This window comes from Allorhizobium pseudoryzae (assembly GCF_011046245.1).
GTDB lineage: Bacteria > Pseudomonadota > Alphaproteobacteria > Rhizobiales > Rhizobiaceae > Neorhizobium > Neorhizobium pseudoryzae.
Genome location: NZ_CP049241.1, coordinates 2,469,816 through 2,487,661, shown reverse-complemented (window position 1 = coordinate 2,487,661; position 17,846 = coordinate 2,469,816). Strand labels below are relative to the sequence as shown.

Genomic DNA, 17,846 nt, shown 5'->3' with positions numbered 1-17,846 from the left:
CTTCGGTGCAGCGTTCGTTTTCGTCGCGTCAATGCTCTTCGTTTGAGCCCAAGGGACGCAGCCTGGCCAGATTAGCCAATTGACCCGATGAACAAGACAGCAGTTTCATGAATGAGTGTGGGCGGTCATGCACCGCCCTCTCCGAAAACAGGGCTCAGGCCGCCGCCCCGGCCTGAGCCTTTTCGTTGGGCAGGCGTCCGAGATGATCAAGCACGGCGGCGATCAGCGGCGCGCGGTTCATCGTGTAGAAATGAAATTCGTGGATGCCCCGGCGGATCAGATCCTCGACCTGCTCGGCCGCCACATCGGCGGCGACCTTGGCCCGCTCTTCCGGCTTGTCGTCATACCCTTCGAACCGCGCATCCAGAAACGCCGGAACGCTGGATCCGCAGCGCCCGGCAAATCGCTTCAGCTGCGTCAGGTTCTGGATCGGCATGATGCCGGGGATCACCGGGATCGTGATGCCCGCCTTGCGCACTTCGTTGAGGTACCGTTCGAACACGTCGTTATCGAAGAAGAACTGCGTCAGCGCCCGGTCCGCACCGTTTTCCGCCTTCAGCTTCAGCATCGCGATATCGGCGGAGACGTCGGCACTTTCCGGATGTTTTTCCGGATAGGCGGAGACGGAGATTTCGAAGCTGCCATCGGCCTTCAGGGCCGAAACCAGTTCCGCTGCATTGGCATAACCATCCGGATGCGGCACATAGGCGGTGCCGATACCGCTCGACGGATCGCCGCGCAGTGCAACGATGTGGCGCACGCCAAGCGCCCGCAAGTCCTCGATGACCTGATGGGTCTCCTGCTTGTCGGCATCGACGCAGGTCAGGTGCGAGGCGGTCGCAAGCCCAACCTCGGAGATCATCTTGTCGACAGCCGCAAAGGTCGGCGCCTTGGTTGTGCCGCCGGCGCCATAGGTGACGGAGACGAAATCGGGATTGTAGCGCTTCAGGTCGCGCGCCGTGTCCCACAGCTGCCCCTCCATCTCCACCGATTTCGGCGGGAAGAATTCGAAGGAGATGCGAAAGCGGTCCTGAGTGGGGGCAACAGAGGTCATGAGGCTACGTCCGATACAAGAGATTTCCGCTGAAGGGGCTTACCCGCGCCAGCCGCTGCGGCTGCCGCACGGGCCAGCCAGATGGTTACCGTCAGCGCCGGCGCTTCCGCCTTGGCGCTCGGTTGAAGATCGATCACCTGCTCCACGGACAAGTCGAGCTTTTCCAGCCACTCCGTCACGGTCTGGTGCGAGAAGCCGAGGCGCACATGGGCGTGGTCTTCCCGAAGGTAGTCGAGCGTGTGTGGGGCAAGATCGACGATGATCAGGCGCCCGCCCGGCCGGATCACCTTGGCCGCTTCGGCAATCGCCCGCTCCGGATGATCCAGGAAATGCAGAACCTGATGGATGGTGACGAGGTCGAAATCCCCGGCCTCCACTGGCAGGTTGAAGATATCGCCCTGGCGAACGGAGGCCTTCAGGATGCCGGTGCGATCGAGATTGGCCCGGGCGACCGCCAGCATGTCGCGGCTCGCATCGATGCCGACAGCGCGGCGATAGAGGTTCTGGAACAGTTGCAGGATGAGGCCGGTCCCGGTGCCGAGATCGAGCAAAGCATCAATGGGCTCGGAGCCAACCAGCCGCAGCAATGCCTCTTCCACCGCCCTGTCGCTCACATGCAGGCGGCGCAATTCATCCCACTCGGCGGCATTGCGGCTGAAATAGGCCTGTGCCCGTTCGGCCCGCACGCGCTTGACTTCGGCAAGTCGCTCGCCGTCACGCTGCAAGACGGGATCGTCGGAGCCAGCCGCCTCCAGCAGCAGCCTGGCCAGAGGTGAGACGGGCCCGTCCTGTTTCAGGCGAAAATACGCCCAGGCGCCTTCCTGATAGCGCTCGATCAGACCTTCCTCGGACAGAAGCTTCAGGTGGCGCGAGATCCGGGGTTGCGACTGCCCGAGAATATCGGTCAGATCGCTCACCGTCAGGTCACCGGCCGACAGGAGCGCCAGAAGACGAAAACGCGTTAGCTCCCCCGCGGTCTTCAGCACATCCACCAATTTGTCGAGACCCAGGGCCATTCCATCGTCCATCACAATCAAGATATAAAGATATCTTTATATGATGGCGTTCGGCACTGCAAGCGCTTTTGCCGCGCAAACAGCACAAGGCGGCCCGCGAGGTCGCCTTGTGTCGGATGCGAAAAGTTCGGTCAACGCCTCTGCCCTCATTCCCGCCATTGCGGGCCGCAAGAGTGGCGTTGCCCTGAGTGCGAGCGGCGCCGCAAGGGTTTGCGACGCAGCCAGGCTGAGCGACGAGTTACGCTGCGCGCCGCGAAGCAGGCGTGTTGGTGGGCCGCCCCCGATCAGGCGCCCGTTGCGTCTCAACGCCGATCCGGAAGGCCTGCAGCATGGCTGCCAGTTGCGCCGCCTCCCGGGCAAGGCTTGAGCTTCCGGCGCTCAACTGCTCGACCATGGCGGCATTCTGTTGCGTGGCCTGGTCCATGTGATTGACCGAACCATTCACCTCCCGCAGTCCCGTCGCCTGCTCCTGCGCAGCCGTGGCGATGGCTTCCATGTGGCGGTTGATCGAATCGACCATGCCGGCAATCGCGCTCAGCCCGTCACCGGTCGCACTGACGAGCTTGACGCCCTCGGCCACCGCCTGCTCCGAATTGCCGATCAGGCTCTTGATCTCCTTGGCGGCATTGGCGGAACGTTGTGCAAGTTCGCGCACCTCCTGAGCCACCACGGCAAACCCCTTGCCGGCGTCGCCGGCCCGGGCGGCCTCGACCCCTGCGTTCAGTGCCAGCAGGTTGGTCTGGAAGGCGATTTCATCGATGACGCCGATGATCTGGCCGATCTGGCGCGAAGCGGTTTCGATGCGTTCCATCGCGAGAACCGCATTGTTGACGACGACACCCGATTGCTCGGCCTGGCCGCTGGCGGCCCTGACGAGGTCACGGGCTTCGGCGCTCCGCGATGACGTGGACATCACGTTGGAGGTGATCTCCTCAAGAGCCGCTGCCGTCTGCTCCAGCGTTGCCGCCTGCCCTTCCGTGCGCTTGGACAGGTCTGCGGAGGCGGATGCAATCTCGCCGCTGCCGCCGCGCACCATGAACACCGTGTTGCCGACGGAAACGAGCGTCTGGCGCAGCTGTTCGACCGAGTGGTTGAAATCGTGCCGAAGCGGTTCGAACTGAGGCGCGAACTGGACATCGATTTCGCAGAGCAGGTCACCGGAGGCAAGCCGCCGCAGACCGGTTGCCAACGCACCCGTCGCGGCATCGAGACGCTCCTGCGCTTCGGCCTCGGCTTGGCGCTGGAAGGCCAGACGCTCGGCCTCGCTGCGTCCACGCGCCTCCTCCGCTTCACGCTCCAACTCCGCATTGCGGATCGCCGCCTGGCGGAAGACCTCGACCGAGCGCGCCATGCCGCCGATCTCGTCCTGGCGTTCCAGGTCGGGGACCATGACGGCGTGACTGCCCTGCGCCAGTTCGTTCATGCAGAGGGTCAGGCGCTCGATGGGCCGGGCGACACGACGAATGATCACGACAAGCGCCGCAACGGAAAAGACGAGCGTCGCCAGGAAGATGCCGCCGTAGAGGAGGACGGACTGGAAGGCATCGGCACGCGCCGCCGCCGCACGGTCGACCAGGACGGCCTTCGCGACGAGAGCAACCTCGGCGACGGAGCCGAGCGCCGTCTTGTTGCCGGCCCGCCATTCATCCGTGTTCATCGGCAGCGGCTTTTCGGTGTGCAGCGCGGTGATCAGCTCCTGGCGGTGCTGGGCAAAGCTGCTGGTAAAGAAATTCTGTTGGCCCCGTGCATAAGCCTCCCGCAACGACGGTTCGGTCGATGGATGCGCCACCAGCGCGCCAACGATCTGCCAGAGCGCGTTGATGCGCGCCTCGCCCACGATGACTTTTGCATATTGATCTTCGTTCATCCGCTTGGCGGAAGCGACAAGCGGGTTGAGGATCAGTGACACCTCGCCGGCCGCCACACGCGCGCTCCAGGCGGTGGACCCCATCTGGCTGACGGGCACAAGGCTCGGATCCAGCGCACGAATAGCCTGGCCTACGCGCTCGGACGCCTCGCCAACCGAATCCAGAAACTTCTGCGTCTCGGTCATCCACTGGTCGCTGAACGAGGCATCCCGACGCGCCAGAGGCAAGGCAAGCGTATCATCCAGCCGCTGCCGGAAGCTGTCGACCAGGGCATAACGGTCCATGACCTGACGCATCGACGTGACAATCAATGCATCGGCAATGGTCGGCGCGGCGTCCCGCACGCCGCCCATCGCGGCCATCGTATCAGAACGATCCTTGCGGATCTGGGCGATCGCGCCATCGGCTCTTTCGATCGGCAGGACCAGCGCCGGTGGTCCATCGCCACGTTCGTTGCGGAAGGCGAGCAAGGTGGCAAACAGCCCCTTGTCCAGCACGGCGAGATGGGAAATGTCGGAATATCGCCGGTAATCACTCACCGACGACACAAAAGCGGAACCGACCAGAACGCAGACAAGCGTGCTCAGCGCTGTGAAAATTCCGATCAAAATTGATTTTAGAGAAATAGCCATGGAGGTTTATCCTATTGCGATGCACCATGGATAAAACAGCGAAAGCAAACAAAATATTACCGTAATGACGTGACTTCCCCGCAGCATATCGCAATGCAGCAATCCGTTTCCCGCATCGTAAACCATCTTTCACAGCGCTGCGATAATCGTATCATCCTGACGCAAATTGGGCCTCGGCCCCGTCAACGCAAAAAGCCCCGGCGCAAAGGCCGGGGCTTCTTCAAGGCTGTCAGTCCGCAGCGACAGGAGCCGCAGAGATCTCAGCGCGTCAGGCGCTTGTAGGTCACGCGCTTCGGATTGACGGAGTCCGGGCCAAGGCGGCGGATCTTGTCCTTCTCATAGTCTTCGAAGTTGCCTTCGAACCATTCCACATGGCTGTCGCCTTCGAAGGCCAGGATATGCGTGGCGAGACGGTCGAGGAACATGCGATCGTGGCTGATGATGACGGCGCAGCCGGCAAAGTTTTCCAAAGCATCTTCGAGCGCACCAAGCGTTTCGGTGTCGAGGTCGTTGGTCGGTTCGTCGAGCAGCAGCACGTTGCCGCCCGCCTTCAGCATCTTGGCCAGATGCACGCGGTTGCGCTGGCCGCCCGAGAGGTTGCCCACCTTCTGCTGCTGGTCACCGCCCTTGAAGTTGAAGGCCCCGCAATAGGCACGCGAATTCATGTCAAACTTGCCGAGCTTGATGATGTCGTTGCCGCCGGAGATTTCCTCCCAGACGTTCTTCGAGCCATCCAGCGAGTCACGGCTCTGGTCGACATAACCGAGATGCACGGTGTCGCCGACGCGGATCTCGCCGCTGTCGGGCTGCTCCTGGCCGGTGATGATGCGGAAGAGCGTCGATTTACCGGCGCCGTTCGGGCCGATGACGCCGACGATGCCGCCCGGCGGCAGCTTGAAAGTGAGGTTCTCGAAGAGAACGCGCCCGTCATAGGCCTTGGTGATGTTCTCCGCTTCGATGACCACCTGCCCGAGGCGCTCGCCGACGGGGATGATGATCTGGGCTTCGCCCGGACGCCGGTTTTCGGCGGCTGCCACCAGTTCGTCATAGGCCCGGATACGTGCCTTCGACTTGGCCTGGCGGGCCTTCGGGCTGGAGGCGATCCACTCCTGTTCGCGCGACAGGGCCTTCTGGCGGCTGCCTTCTTCCCGCTCTTCCTGCGCCAGGCGCTTGGCCTTGGCCGTCAGATAGGCAGAATAGTTGCCTTCGTAGGGAATGCCGCGGCCACGGTCGAGTTCGAGGATCCAGCCGGTGACATTGTCGAGGAAGTAACGGTCGTGGGTGACCATCAGGATAGCGCCCGGGTATTCGCGCAGGTGCTTTTCAAGCCAGGCGATCGTCTCGGCGTCCAGGTGGTTGGTCGGTTCGTCGAGCAGAAGCAGGTCGGGCTTGCGCAGCAGGAGCTGGCAGAGCGCCACGCGACGGCGCTCACCGCCGGACAGATTGTCGACAGCCGCATCGCCCGGCGGGCAGCGCAGCGCATCCATGGCCATTTCGACCTGGTTTTCGAGATCCCAGAGGTTCTGGCTGTCGATGATGTCCTGGAGCTTTGCCCCCTCTTCCGCCGTCTCGTCGGAATAGTTCATCATCAGTTCGTTATAGCGATTGAGGATCGCCGTCTTGTCGGCCACACCTTCCATAACGTTTTCGAACACGGTCTTCGACGGATCAAGCTGCGGCTCCTGCGGCAGGTAGCCCAGCGTCGCACCGTCCGCCAGCCAGGCCTCGCCGGTCCATTCCTTATCGAGGCCCGCCATGATCTTGAGCACGGTCGACTTACCGGCACCGTTCGGACCGAGGATACCGATCTTGGCATCCGGGTAGAAGGAGAGATGAATGTTCTCGAGGATCTTCTTGTTGCCGTAGGCCTTGTTCAGCCCGGCCATGTGATAGATGAATTGACGTGCCATAAGGGTGATCGCTCCGGCGTCTCTTTTTCGGGTTTGGACGCTATCTAGGCGAATCGGCGCTCAGGAGCAATGCGGGAAGGAAGGAAGACCTCATGTTTGCCACGCCATCACGCCTCCTCAGCCCGACCGGTGCGACGCTTTCGCTCCGGCATGAACCGGCAGAGGGCGAAGCAAAAGCGATCCTGCAGATCTGCCACGGGCTTGGCGAACATTCCGGCCGCTACCAGCCTTTTGCCGCGTTCATGGCGGCGCGTGGTTTTGCGGTCTATGCCCATGATCACCGCGGACATGGGCTGACGACCGCTCCCGATGCGGTTCAGGGACAGTTTGCGCACGGAAACGGCGTGGACATGGTGATCGCTGACGTGAAGGCGGTGACGGATCAGGCAGTCGCTGCTCATCCCGGCCTGCCGGTTCTGCTCTTCGGCCATTCGATGGGCGGGCTGATTGCGCTGAATACCGCGCTCAGCCATCCGCGCATCTATTCCGCTCTGGCCGTGTGGAATTCCAATTTCGCCGTCGGCTTTCTCGGACGCGTGGCGCAGGTGGTGCTGAAGACGGAGCGGGCGCTGAAGGGCTCGGACGTGCCGAGCGCCATCCTGCCGCGGCTCACCTTCGACACCTGGGGCCGCTCCATGCCGAACTATAAAAGCCAGGCGGACTGGCTCAGTCGCGACCGCGCGGAGGTTGAGGCCTATGAAGCCGATCCGCTCTGCGGCTTCGATATCAGTGTGTCGATGTGGCTCGATGTCTTCGCGCTGACCTTCCGCGGCACGGAACCCATACTCCTCTCCCGCCTGAAGAAGGATATGCCCATTCATCTTGTCGGCGGCGGCCAGGACCCCGCGACCGATGGCGCCAAGGCCACCGCCTGGCTTTCCCATCGTCTGGCCTCTGCCGGCTTTTCGCAGGTGACGAAGCGCATTTATCCCGAGATGCGCCACGAAACACTGAACGAGATCGGCCGCGAGGCCGCCATGGCGGAGTTTGCCGACTGGGCCGACGACAGCCTGGCGCGGGCCCGCGCAGCGGCCGGAATGATGTCATGACTAGAATTCAAGTGCCGCACAGATCAGCGCGGGCTATGACGGAGTGGAAATGACCACCTGAATGCCGGATGGTCCCCTCACCCCGCCTCCGCTTCGCTCGGCGGACCTCTCCCCGAGGGGAGAGGAGAACCGCAAGCGGCGCGGCTGGTCCCTTCTCCCCTCGGGGAGAAGGTGCCCGAAGGGCGGATGAGGGCTGCCGGCAATTGCTCCCCGTCCAATGGACCATTCCCGGCAAGGATGGCAGGGGCGGCAACGGACAGTAACAAGACCGGCGAGGAGACATGCAGAGCAAGAACCCCGGACAGCCGCCCCTCAGGGGCATTCGTGTGATCGAACTCGCGCGTATTCTCGCAGGTCCCTGGGCCGGCCAGGTGCTGGCGGATTTCGGCGCCGATGTCATCAAGGTGGAGAACCCGAATGGCGGCGATGACACCCGCACCTGGGGCCCGCCCTTCGTCACCGGCGCCAACGGCGAAAATCTCTCCGCGGCCTATTATCACGCGACGAACCGCGGCAAACGGTCGATCGCGGTGGATTTCTCCAAGCCGGAAGGTCAGGAGATCATTCGGCAGCTGGTGAAGGATGCCGATGTCGTCATCGAGAACTTCAAGCGCGGCGGGCTTGCCAAATACGGGCTGGATTATGCAAGCCTGAAGGCGATCAATCCCCGCCTCGTCTACTGCTCCATCACCGGCTTTGGCCAGGACGGTCCCTATGCGGATCTCGCCGGTTACGATTACATCGTCCAGGGCATGTCCGGTTTCATGTCGGTGACCGGCGCCATGGACGGCGAACCGATGAAGGCGGGAACGGCCGTCGCCGATCTCTTCACCGGCGTCTATGCGGTGACCGCCATCCAGGCGGCGCTGATCCATGTGATGAAGACCGGCGAAGGCCAGCACATCGACATGGCGCTGTTTGATGTGATGTCCGCCGTGATGGCCAACCAGAACATGAACTACCTGGTCTCCGGCGTCTCGCCCGTGCGGCTCGGCAATGCCCATCCCAATATCAGCCCCTACGAGGTGATCCCGACCGTCGACGGCCACCTGATCCTCGCGGTCGGCAATGACGGCCAGTTCGCGCGGCTCTGCAGGATCCTCGGCTTGGAGGGCGTGGCAGAAGACGAACGGTATTCCACCAACAAAGCCCGCCTCGCCCGTCGTGCCGAGGTGCGGGCGCTGGTGATCGGCGAAACGGCGAAGTGGACCAAGGCCGATCTTCTGGCCGCCTGTGGCGAGAACGCCGTGCCGGCGGGGCCGATCAACTCCATCGCCGAAATGTTTGACGATCCGCAGATCAAAGCACGCGGCATGCGCATCGATCTTGAGACAGAAGATGGCACGACCATTCCGGGCGTGCGCACGCCCATCGTTCTATCGGAAACGCCGCTTGCCTATCACCGTCCGAGCCCGGCGCTGGGCCAGCACACCGACGCGGTTCTCGCCGAATTCGGCATCGAAACAGACAACGACAAAAACGCTATTGCAGACAAGGAAGGGCAGACCCCATGAAGACCGGCGGCCAACTCATCGTCGAGGCGCTGAAGGCAAACGGCGTCAGCCGTGTCTCTTGCGTGCCGGGCGAAAGCTATCTCGCGGTGCTCGATGCGCTCTATGACAGCGGCATCGAGGTTCTGGTCTGCCGCCAGGAAGGCGGTGCGGCGATGATGGCGGATTGCTGGGGCAGGCTCACCGGCGAACCCGGCATCTGCATGGTCACCCGCGGCCCCGGCGCCACCAATGCCTCTGCCGGCCTGCATGTCGCCATGCAGGATTCGATCCCGATGATCCTCTTCATCGGCCAGGTGCAGCGCGATGCCCGCGAACGCGAGGCCTTCCAGGAAGTGGAGTATCGCCGCGCCTTCACCGAATTCGCCAAATGGGTCGGCGAGATCGACGATGCCCGCCGCATTCCCGAATTCGTCACCCGCGCTTTTGCGGTCGCCACCTCCGGCCGCCCCGGCCCGGTGGTGCTGACGCTTCCGGAAGACATGCTGATGGACGAGGTCGAGGCGCCGGCGGCAAAGCGCTATACGCGCGTCGAAAGCCATCCGGGCCAGAGCCAGGTCGCGCAGTTCGCGGAGCTGCTGCAGGAGGCGCGCCGGCCGATGGTGATCCTCGGCGGCACCCGCTGGAGTGAAGCATCCGTTGCCGGCATCCGGGAGTTTGCCGAACGGTTTCACCTCCCCGTCGGCTGCTCCTTCCGCCGTCAGATGCTGTTTGATCACCTCCACACCTGCTATGCCGGCGATGTCGGCATCGGCATCAATCCGTCCTTGGCAAAGGAGATCAAGGACAGCGACCTGATCGTGCTGCTCGGCGCCCGCATGTCGGAAATGCCCTCCTCCAGCTATACGCTGCTCGACATCCCCTACCCGTCGCAGAAGATCGTGCATGTCTTCCCCGATCCGGAAGAACTCGGCCGCATCTACCGCCCGGATCTCGCAATCGCCGCCGCCCCGGCGGAATTCGTCGCAGCGCTCGGCACCCTTGAAGCCCCCGCCTGGCCCGTCTGGGCGGAGCGCACCGCCGCCATGCATGACGCCTATCTCAAATGGTCGACCCCGCCGCAGACCGGGCCCGGCGACGTGCAGATGGGCCCGATCATGACCTGGATCGAGGAGAACACGCCGAAGACCGCCATCTTCACCAATGGCGCCGGCAATTACGCCACCTGGCTGCACCGTTTCCACCGCTTCCAGGCCTACAATACCCAGGCGGCCCCGACCTCAGGCTCCATGGGCTACGGCCTGCCGGCGGCGGTCGCGGCAAAACAGCTGTTTCCGGAGCGCGAGGTCATCTGCTTTGCGGGCGACGGCTGCTTCATGATGCACGGCCAGGAATTCATCACCGCCGTGCGCTACGGCCTGCCGATCATCACCGTGCTCGTCAACAACGGCACCTATGGCACGATCCGCATGCACCAGGAGCGCGAATTCCCCGGCCGCGTCAGCGCCACCGACCTCGTCAACCCGGATTTCGTCGCGTTTGCGGCAGCCTATGGCGGGCACGGCGAGCGGGTGTCGAAGACCGAAGACTTCGGCCCGGCCTTCGAGCGCGCCCGCGCCTCCGGCAAACCGGCGATCATCGAGGTGATGCTCTCGCCGGAGGCGATTACGCCAACGCGGACACTGACACAGATCAGGGAGAAAGCATGAGGGGTTGCCAGCGACGAGCCACGAGCCACGAGGCTCGTCGCAGTCGGCAATCGGCACATTGCGGTCATTACTGGCCGGATGCGCTGGCGCAGCTTTGCCTCTAAATGAGCGTCGTGAGGGCCAAATTTAGTTTCTCTAGATGCAGCCCTGATCAAGACAAAAATGATCTAATCTACTTGTCAGCCAATCGACTATCTTGTCGCCACCGCCAATCGTCGCCTGCCTGCACCAAAGTTCAACAGTTGACACTAGCAAAGGCGGGTAGGATGGTCTGATCCTGCACGCCACGCGGGTCGCCATGACAACTCAGAAACGAACGAAACGCCACCATTACGTGCCTGATTTCTATCTTCGGCATTTCGCGGATGAGAACGATGTAGTCTGGATATATGACAAGCGTGCCAAGCACGTTGAAGCTTCGATACGTTGGAGCGATCCGAGCAATGTTGCTCTTCAGGGAAATATATATTCAGTCCGCAAAGATGACGGCACCTACGACGACCGTCTGGATCAGTGGCTACAAGGCGTAGAGGACAAAGCCGCTCCAATTCACCGAAAACTAATGAGCGGAATAATGGTCGAGGGACAGGAGAAGGCCGACTATGCGGTATTCCTCGCGTCCTTGGCGACAAGAACGCCAGCGATCCTAAACCGGGTGGCCGAGTTGCACGGAGCGTACATCCAAAGCCGCACAATCAGAATCCTAGCTGATGAACAGCATTTTAGGAAGGAGATGGAGGACTTCAAAAAGTCGCCGTTCTGCGCTGACCCGGATCAAGTCGATATCGAGGCCATTGCCAAGTTCCTAAAGAACCGAATGTACAAGCTCCGCATTCATCAGCAAGCGGGGCTGAGGGCATTTCAGGTCACCGACAAGCTGACCGACAAATTCTTCGAAATGGAATGGAATCTCTGCGATAGCGAGGGTAGGAAGCTCGTCACCAGCGATAATCCGCTTGTTCAGACTTTCATTGGAACAGCACCTACAAAAGAGCAACGCGCCAAACCCATCGAGGAGTTGGTGACGGTGCCACTCTCCCCTTCAGTGATGCTTGAGCTGAGATGGAAAAGCGGGGCAAGCGCAAAGGTGCGCCGCCCCGGTGAGGAAGCCGCTGGATTGTACAACTCCATCAGAGCGGCCAACGCCGAGCAGTATGTTTTCGCTAGCTCTCGCGATGCAGGCATTGCGGCACTCGTTCAAAAGTACAGAGACCATAAGATGGACATTGACCTGAACTTGTTCGGTCGGATGGAGGAGTTCGCGCCGATGGAGGTGGCTCGTAAGCTATGAGATGAATGTCTGCTCCTAAGTAATTTACGAAGACAGGTTATAGACTTAGGAGCTGAGATATATTGCCATCCGTAGGCAATTTTTTAAATTCAGCATGTGGTTTGCATATGAAAGCAGTCGATAGTCCGCTCACGGCCCCCAACTCGTAGAGCGCCTTGCCTGAAGCAACGTCCGCAATTGGCGCACACCTTCCGCCCGAGCGAAAACGTTCCATTTATGCAATCCGCCGCTTTTGCATCAGAGAACGACGCTCAGGGACGACGACGGAGTAAGATCAACTCGACCTTTTAACTGCGTCTCCGCACTCATAGCCTAATGAAGCAGGCAACTTTGTGCGGAGGTATCTCGCGTGTCACGTTCCCAACAAAAAACCCGGCGCATCAACACGATGCACCGGGCTCTTGATTCACTTCGTCAGGCTTGCGCTCAGATGGCAGCCGTGACGATGAACTCGACCTTGTAGTCCGGGGTCGCGAGCGGTGCGCCGGAGGTGGCGCGGGCCGGCGGGTTGGCCGGGTCGATCCAGGCTTCCCAGACGGCGTTCATTTCGGCGAAGTTTGCCATGTCCGACAGATAGATGATCGTCTGCAGGATTTTTGACTTGTCCGTGCCGGCGAGCGCCAGCAGGCGGTCGACTTCGGCCAGCGCCGACTTCGACTGTTCGGTCACGGTCGTGCCTTCACCCACCTGGCCGGCGAGGTAGACGGTGTTGCCGTGCACGACGGCACCGCTCATGCGCTTGCCGGGCTCGATACGCTTGATGCTCATGGACATGCTCCCCATAAAAATGAGCTTGGAAAAAACGGGCGAAAGGGCGCCCCCAAGGAGCGCCTCAGAGAAAGGCTGAGATCAGCCGCGCAGGTGCTGGCTTTTTTCGTAGATCGCGGTCGAGCGGGCGCCGGAGCGGCAATAGCCGAGCATCGGACGCGGAAAATCGTCGAGCGCATCGACCATGCCGCGGACCGCGTCCGCATCGACACCCATGCGGCCGACCGGCACATGCGCGATCTCGAGGCCGAGTTCCTTGGCGCGGGCGGCCACCTCGGCAAAGCTCGGTTGGCCGGGCTCTTCTTCGTCCGGGCGGTTGCAGACGATCGACTTGAAGCCCATCGCCTTGATCTCATCGAGGTCTGCGGGCGTGATCTGACCCGTCACCGCGTATTCGTCGTTGATCTGGCGGATATCCATCTTCATCGGCCTCCGGCTTTGCCAAAACAGGGCCCTCACTTACGATGGCGGCCGGATCGCGTCAATGACGGCTTGGGCTTCATCCGTCCTCAGGAAAAGCAAAAGCGAAGCCCGTAGTCGGCGCTCTCGCCTGGCTTCAACATCTGCAACTCACTCGAGGCGGCCAGTTCCGCGCGCGAGACCCAGCGGTGCGATACGGGCTCGATGCCCAGCACATGCGCCGGTGCCTTCTGGTTGCGCCAGATCTGCAGGTGCGGCAGCGTATCGGTGCGGAACTTCACCTTCAGCGTCACGCCGCCGAGCGAGGCAAGCGGCCCGAGCGCCACCTCCGCCCAGTCTTCGCCCTCCACCTTCGCCGGCACGCAGAACACGCCGCCGGGGTCCTCGCCAAAGTTCCAGGGAAAACCGCCGCCCTCCAGCATCCGGCCGGTGAGATGGACATGCGGATCAAACAGCCAGGCGCCGATGTTCATGTGATACATGTGCACCTTGGCAAACGGCACCGTGCCGACATTCGTCAGCCGGTCGGAGAGCGACACCTCGCCGGTTTCGCCGCTGATGCGCCAGTGACGCTCCAAAAGTGCCTCGCCGCCCTCGGCGGTCTTCACCGCCACCCGCGCCTGGCACTCGGCATCGTCGCCCTGCGCATCCCAGAACAGGATTTCGGCCGGATGGGCGGAATAGGAACCATGCAGCGGGTATTTGCGGCCTTGCTGATCGCCCGGAATCGGCTGCGGGTGACGGATATGGTCCGGTCCGCACGTGAAGAGAAAGCCTTCCAGCGAATGGTCGATGCGTGGATCGCCGTCATCGGGGATCGCCCGTCCCGGTGCGATATCGGTGCCGTTGACGATGCAGCCGCCGATATCGAGCACGCTCGTCTCGTCGAGGAACAGTTTCGGTCCCCGCGCCGCGGAAAATGCCTTCACACCCACTCTCCCATGCTCATGCCGACAGACCGGCAACAAGAACCACGTTATTCATCAATCGTTCACCATGACTTTCTATTTTTCCACACTGGCGACAAAATTTGCCTGTCTGAGAAAAGGCATTAGGGGAACGAGGCGGGCGAACCGCCGTTGTCCGTCAAAACTGGAATCGGTGATATCGTGAAGTCCTCTCTTCTGACAACCATCAGCCTGGCACTCGTGCTGCCCCTCCTGGCCACCGCTCCCTCGGTGGCCCAGAGCCGTTATGGCGGTTACGCGTCAGACACGATCCTGGTCGCACCGGACGGAGCCATCCTCGACTATATTCCGGAAGCCGGCGAAGTTGTGATCCGCCGCGACGGCATGGGCCGACGTGTGCTCTATGACCGCTACGGCAACATGATTGCGACGGAAATGCGCGGCAACTCCGCTCGCCCGCAACGGGATTACGGGTATCCGCCGCCGCCCTCCGCGCGGGACTATTCCTATCAGCGCCCCGGCGAGCGCCCGCGTGATGACGGCGCCGGCGGTTACGGCAACGGCGCCTATCGCGACTACCGCGAATATCGATACCGCGAACCCGGCGACGTGACCGGCTCGATCCCGCACGACAGTTCCATCATCCGCCTGCCTCTGGGCGAGGACGGAGCGATTATCGATGACGGCGAACAGGAGGCCTCGCTGGAGCCCCAGCAGCAGGCTCTTCCCCAGCCGACCATTGCGCCGCAGTCCAACAAACCTGTCATCTCTGTGACGAAGAAACCGCAGGCGGAGATCGTCGCGCTGCAGGTCTTCCTCGACCGCCAGGGCATTTCGCCGGGCGTGATCGATGGCCATCTCGGCGACAATGTCAACAAGGCGGTCGCTGCCTGGCAGGAAATGACGGGCGAGACGCTGGACCCGAACAATTCCGAAGAGATCATGCAGCGCCTCTCCTATTCCGGCGGCCTGCCCTTTTCCGATTACACCATCACCGCCGCCGATGCGGCCGGCCCTTACGTCGCATCGATCCCGGATGATTACGCCCACAAGGCGCAGCTTCCGGCCATGTCCTTTACCTCGACCAGCGAGGCGCTCGCCGAACGGTTCCACATGGACGAAGGGTATCTGAAGGCGCTGAACCCCGGCGTCGATTTCTCCATCCCCGGCACGATCATCAAGGTCGTCAATCCGGGCCAGCCGAAAACCGGGGAAGTGGTGCGCATTCTGGCGGACAAAGCCAAGAAGCAGGTCTTTGCCTATGGGGCGGACGGCAAGCTGGTCGCCGCCTATCCGGCGACCATCGGTTCCTCCGACACCCCCTCGCCCACCGGCACCCATACGGTGGAGCGGATCGCCCTGAACCCCGGCTACACCTACAATCCGAAGATCAACTTCAAGCAGGGCGATAACGACAAGATCCTGCAGATCCCGCCAGGTCCGAACGGCCCCGTAGGCACTGTCTGGATCGCGCTTTCCAAGCCGACCTACGGCATTCACGGCACGCCGGAACCCTCCAAGATCGGCAAGACGAACAGCCATGGCTGCATTCGCCTGACGAACTGGGATGCGACCGAACTCGCCAAGATGGTGAAGCCCGGCACGGTGGTGGAATTCGTCGATTAAGCAGGGTCGATCACGGAAACGAGAAAAGGGCGCCTCCTCCGGCGCCCTTTTCTCGTTCGGGATGATGGTGGGGGGCGCGCTCAGGCCGCGTCGCGCTTGAAGTTCAGCACACGCGGCATGCCACCGGTGCGCACCACGCGGATGGGCATCAACTGCTTGATCTCGTCGGCGAGCGCACGGGAATTTTCGCGCGCCTTGTCGAGGTTGGAGACCTTGGCCGGATCAAGCGAATAGAGCGTGCCGCCGGCTTCGAAGACTTCGCGAAACGCAGTGCGTTCGCCGATCGGCGTGTTGAGAACATTGACGCCGCGCTGGGCGAGCAGCCCCTTGATCGCGACCAGCGAGCGTGTGGTGACCACCGGTGTCACGCGCGTCAGGACGACCGAATGCGCGATGGCAAGCCCGGCCTTGTCCTTCATCAGCGACAGCAGATCCAGGATCTGCGCCCCGCCCTTGGCATCCATGGCCGAACCCTGGATCGGGATGAAGACGTGGTCGGACAGACCGATCGCGGTCGTGACCAGCGCGTCGCGCGCGCCTGCCAGATCGATGATGAAATAGTCGGTCGCGGCCGACATTTCCCGCAGATGACATTGCAGCGAGGCGACGGTGACCTGTGTGATGATGGTGATGTTGCGCACCGCACCGGACATGTCATGCCATTGGCTGATCCAGCGTTGCGGGTCTGCATCGATCAGGGTGACACGGTACCCCTGATGGGCAAGTTCTGTGGCAAGCAAAAGCGCTGCGGTGGTTTTGCCGGCCCCGCCCTTGGCATTCGCAAATGAGATGACTGGCATTTCGTGTCCTCGAAAATGATCGAGCCGCATCGCTCGGACGGGCACCGGAGATACATGGTGCCGACAGTAACAATCTTCGAAGAACAGGGTTAACGAAAAGTAAATTTAGGCCTAGTTAATATAACCTAGAAGTTCCATTGGTTAGCATATTCAAAACCGTCCGGCACCGTCGGTGAACGGTGCCGGAACAGCCTTGTCAGAAGCAGTCGCGGAACAGCTGCTTGGTGTTGTCAAGCGTCATGGCCACCGGATTGCCGCCGCAGGACGGATCTTCGATTGCCATCGCCGCAAGCTCGTCGATCCGGTCCGGCTTGATGCCCATGGCCGACAGCGTCTGCGGTACATGCAGTTCCGCCCTCAGCGACAGCACATAGTCGTAGAAGCCGTCGAAACCGCCGGAAATGCCGAGATAGGCGGCAGCGCGCTCAATCTTGTCCTCGATTGCGGACCGGTTGAACTTCAGGACCGGTGGCATCACCACCGCATTGGTCATGCCGTGATGCGTATTGTAGACGGCGCCGATCGGATGCGAGAGCGCATGGATCGCGCCGAGCCCCTTTTGGAAGGCGACGGCGCCCATGGCGGCCGCGGCCATCATGTTGGTGCGCGCCTCGAGGTCTGCCCCGTCATGATAGGCGCGCGGCAGGAATTCCTTGACGAGCCGCATGCCTTCCAGCGCGATGCCCTGGCTCATGGGGTGGAAGAAGGGCGAGCAATAGGCCTCCAGGCAATGGGCAAACGCGTCCATGCCCGTTCCGGCAGTGATCGCCTTCGGCATGCCCGTCGTCAGTTCCGGATCGGCGATCACGACGCCGGGGAGGAATTTCGGATGGAAGATGATCTTCTTCACATGCGTCACCGAATTGGTGATCACCGAGGCACGCCCCACTTCGGAGCCGGTACCCGCCGTCGTCGGCACCGCCACGATCGGTGCGATCCCCTCGACGTTCGCACGGGTCCACCAGTCGCCGATATCCTCGAAATCCCAGACCGGGCGCGTCTGCCCGGCCATGAAGGCCACGCATTTGCCGAGATCGAGACCCGAGCCGCCGCCAAAGGCAACGACGCCGTCGTGCCCGCCATCGCGATAGGCCTTGATACCGGCCTCCAGATTGATCTCGTTCGGGTTCGGATCGACATCGGCAAACAGCGCCCGACCGAGACCCGCCTCTTCCAGCACATCGAGCGCGGTCTGGGTGATCGCCATGCCGGCAAGACCGCGGTCGGTGATCAAAAGCGGCTTCTTCATGCCGAGCGAGGTGCAGGCGGCGGCGAGTTCCTTGATGCGGCCCCGTCCCAGCTTGAAAGCGGTGGGGTAGCTCCAGTTGGCGGTAATGTTCATGG

At 62.0% G+C, this 17,846-nt stretch carries 14 protein-coding genes; 5 read left to right on the top strand and 9 right to left on the bottom strand.

Translation table 11 applies throughout. The features are described from left to right. Positions 1-154 precede the first annotated feature (154 nt). The 4 genes from metF to ettA all read right to left on the bottom strand — a co-directional run bounded on the left by metF (position 155) and on the right by ettA (position 6,480). On the bottom strand, positions 155-1,054 hold the full coding sequence (metF, locus tag G6N78_RS12055; protein ID WP_165218675.1) for a methylenetetrahydrofolate reductase [NAD(P)H]: 900 nt from the start codon (positions 1,052-1,054) through the stop codon (positions 155-157). Next, positions 1,051-2,082, bottom strand: a complete 1,032-nt coding sequence (locus tag G6N78_RS12050) for an ArsR/SmtB family transcription factor (RefSeq protein ID WP_165221685.1) — start codon at positions 2,080-2,082, stop codon at positions 1,051-1,053. Before G6N78_RS12050 ends, metF begins: the two co-directional genes overlap by 4 nt. Positions 2,083-2,308: 226 nt before the next feature. After that, entirely contained in the window at positions 2,309-4,570 is a 2,262-nt protein-coding gene (locus tag G6N78_RS12045) for a methyl-accepting chemotaxis protein (RefSeq protein ID WP_165218673.1), read from the bottom strand. A gap of 260 nt (positions 4,571-4,830) precedes the next feature. After that, positions 4,831-6,480: an energy-dependent translational throttle protein EttA gene (gene ettA / locus G6N78_RS12040; RefSeq protein ID WP_165218671.1), complete on the bottom strand. Its 1,650-nt coding sequence runs from the start codon at positions 6,478-6,480 to the stop codon at positions 4,831-4,833. A 92-nt stretch (positions 6,481-6,572) separates the two neighbouring features. Between ettA and G6N78_RS12035 the strand changes: the two genes are divergently transcribed. The 4 genes from G6N78_RS12035 (at position 6,573) to G6N78_RS12020 (ending at position 11,980) form a co-directional block, all read left to right on the top strand. Continuing rightward, positions 6,573-7,529: an alpha/beta hydrolase gene (locus G6N78_RS12035; RefSeq protein WP_165218669.1), complete on the top strand. Its 957-nt coding sequence runs from the start codon at positions 6,573-6,575 to the stop codon at positions 7,527-7,529. A 281-nt stretch (positions 7,530-7,810) separates the two neighbouring features. Continuing rightward, the gene (gene caiB / locus G6N78_RS12030; protein ID WP_165218667.1) at positions 7,811-9,043 is read left to right on the top strand and encodes a succinate--glutarate CoA-transferase; all 1,233 of its coding nucleotides are present in this window, start codon (positions 7,811-7,813) and stop codon (positions 9,041-9,043) included. Then, entirely contained in the window at positions 9,040-10,689 is a 1,650-nt protein-coding gene (locus tag G6N78_RS12025; RefSeq protein ID WP_165218665.1) for a thiamine pyrophosphate-binding protein, read from the top strand. Before caiB ends, G6N78_RS12025 begins: the two co-directional genes overlap by 4 nt. Positions 10,690-10,987: 298 nt before the next feature. Further along, entirely contained in the window at positions 10,988-11,980 is a 993-nt protein-coding gene (locus G6N78_RS12020) for a DUF4238 domain-containing protein (protein ID WP_165218663.1), read from the top strand. Between the two features lie 426 nt (positions 11,981-12,406). On the opposite strand, the gene G6N78_RS12015 is transcribed toward G6N78_RS12020, so the two are convergent. The 3 genes from G6N78_RS12015 to G6N78_RS12005 all read right to left on the bottom strand — a co-directional run bounded on the left by G6N78_RS12015 (position 12,407) and on the right by G6N78_RS12005 (position 14,097). Next, a complete protein-coding gene (locus tag G6N78_RS12015) occupies positions 12,407-12,748 on the bottom strand; it encodes a RidA family protein (protein WP_165218661.1) in 342 nt (113 codons plus the stop codon). A gap of 81 nt (positions 12,749-12,829) precedes the next feature. Then, the gene (locus tag G6N78_RS12010; RefSeq protein ID WP_165221682.1) at positions 12,830-13,168 is read right to left on the bottom strand and encodes a protein tyrosine phosphatase family protein; all 339 of its coding nucleotides are present in this window, start codon (positions 13,166-13,168) and stop codon (positions 12,830-12,832) included. Between the two features lie 89 nt (positions 13,169-13,257). Beyond that, entirely contained in the window at positions 13,258-14,097 is an 840-nt protein-coding gene (locus tag G6N78_RS12005) for a DUF4432 family protein (protein ID WP_165218659.1), read from the bottom strand. A 180-nt stretch (positions 14,098-14,277) separates the two neighbouring features. Between G6N78_RS12005 and G6N78_RS12000 the strand changes: the two genes are divergently transcribed. After that, a complete protein-coding gene (locus G6N78_RS12000; protein ID WP_370691414.1) occupies positions 14,278-15,702 on the top strand; it encodes a L,D-transpeptidase family protein in 1,425 nt (474 codons plus the stop codon). Between the two features lie 80 nt (positions 15,703-15,782). Here G6N78_RS12000 and G6N78_RS11995 read toward each other — a convergent pair whose 3' ends face one another. Then, positions 15,783-16,502, bottom strand: coding sequence for an AAA family ATPase (locus G6N78_RS11995; RefSeq protein ID WP_165218657.1), 720 nt, complete (start codon positions 16,500-16,502; stop codon positions 15,783-15,785). A gap of 196 nt (positions 16,503-16,698) precedes the next feature. Next, positions 16,699-17,844: an iron-containing alcohol dehydrogenase gene (locus G6N78_RS11990; protein WP_165218655.1), complete on the bottom strand. Its 1,146-nt coding sequence runs from the start codon at positions 17,842-17,844 to the stop codon at positions 16,699-16,701. Between the last annotated feature and the right edge of the window lie 2 nt (positions 17,845-17,846).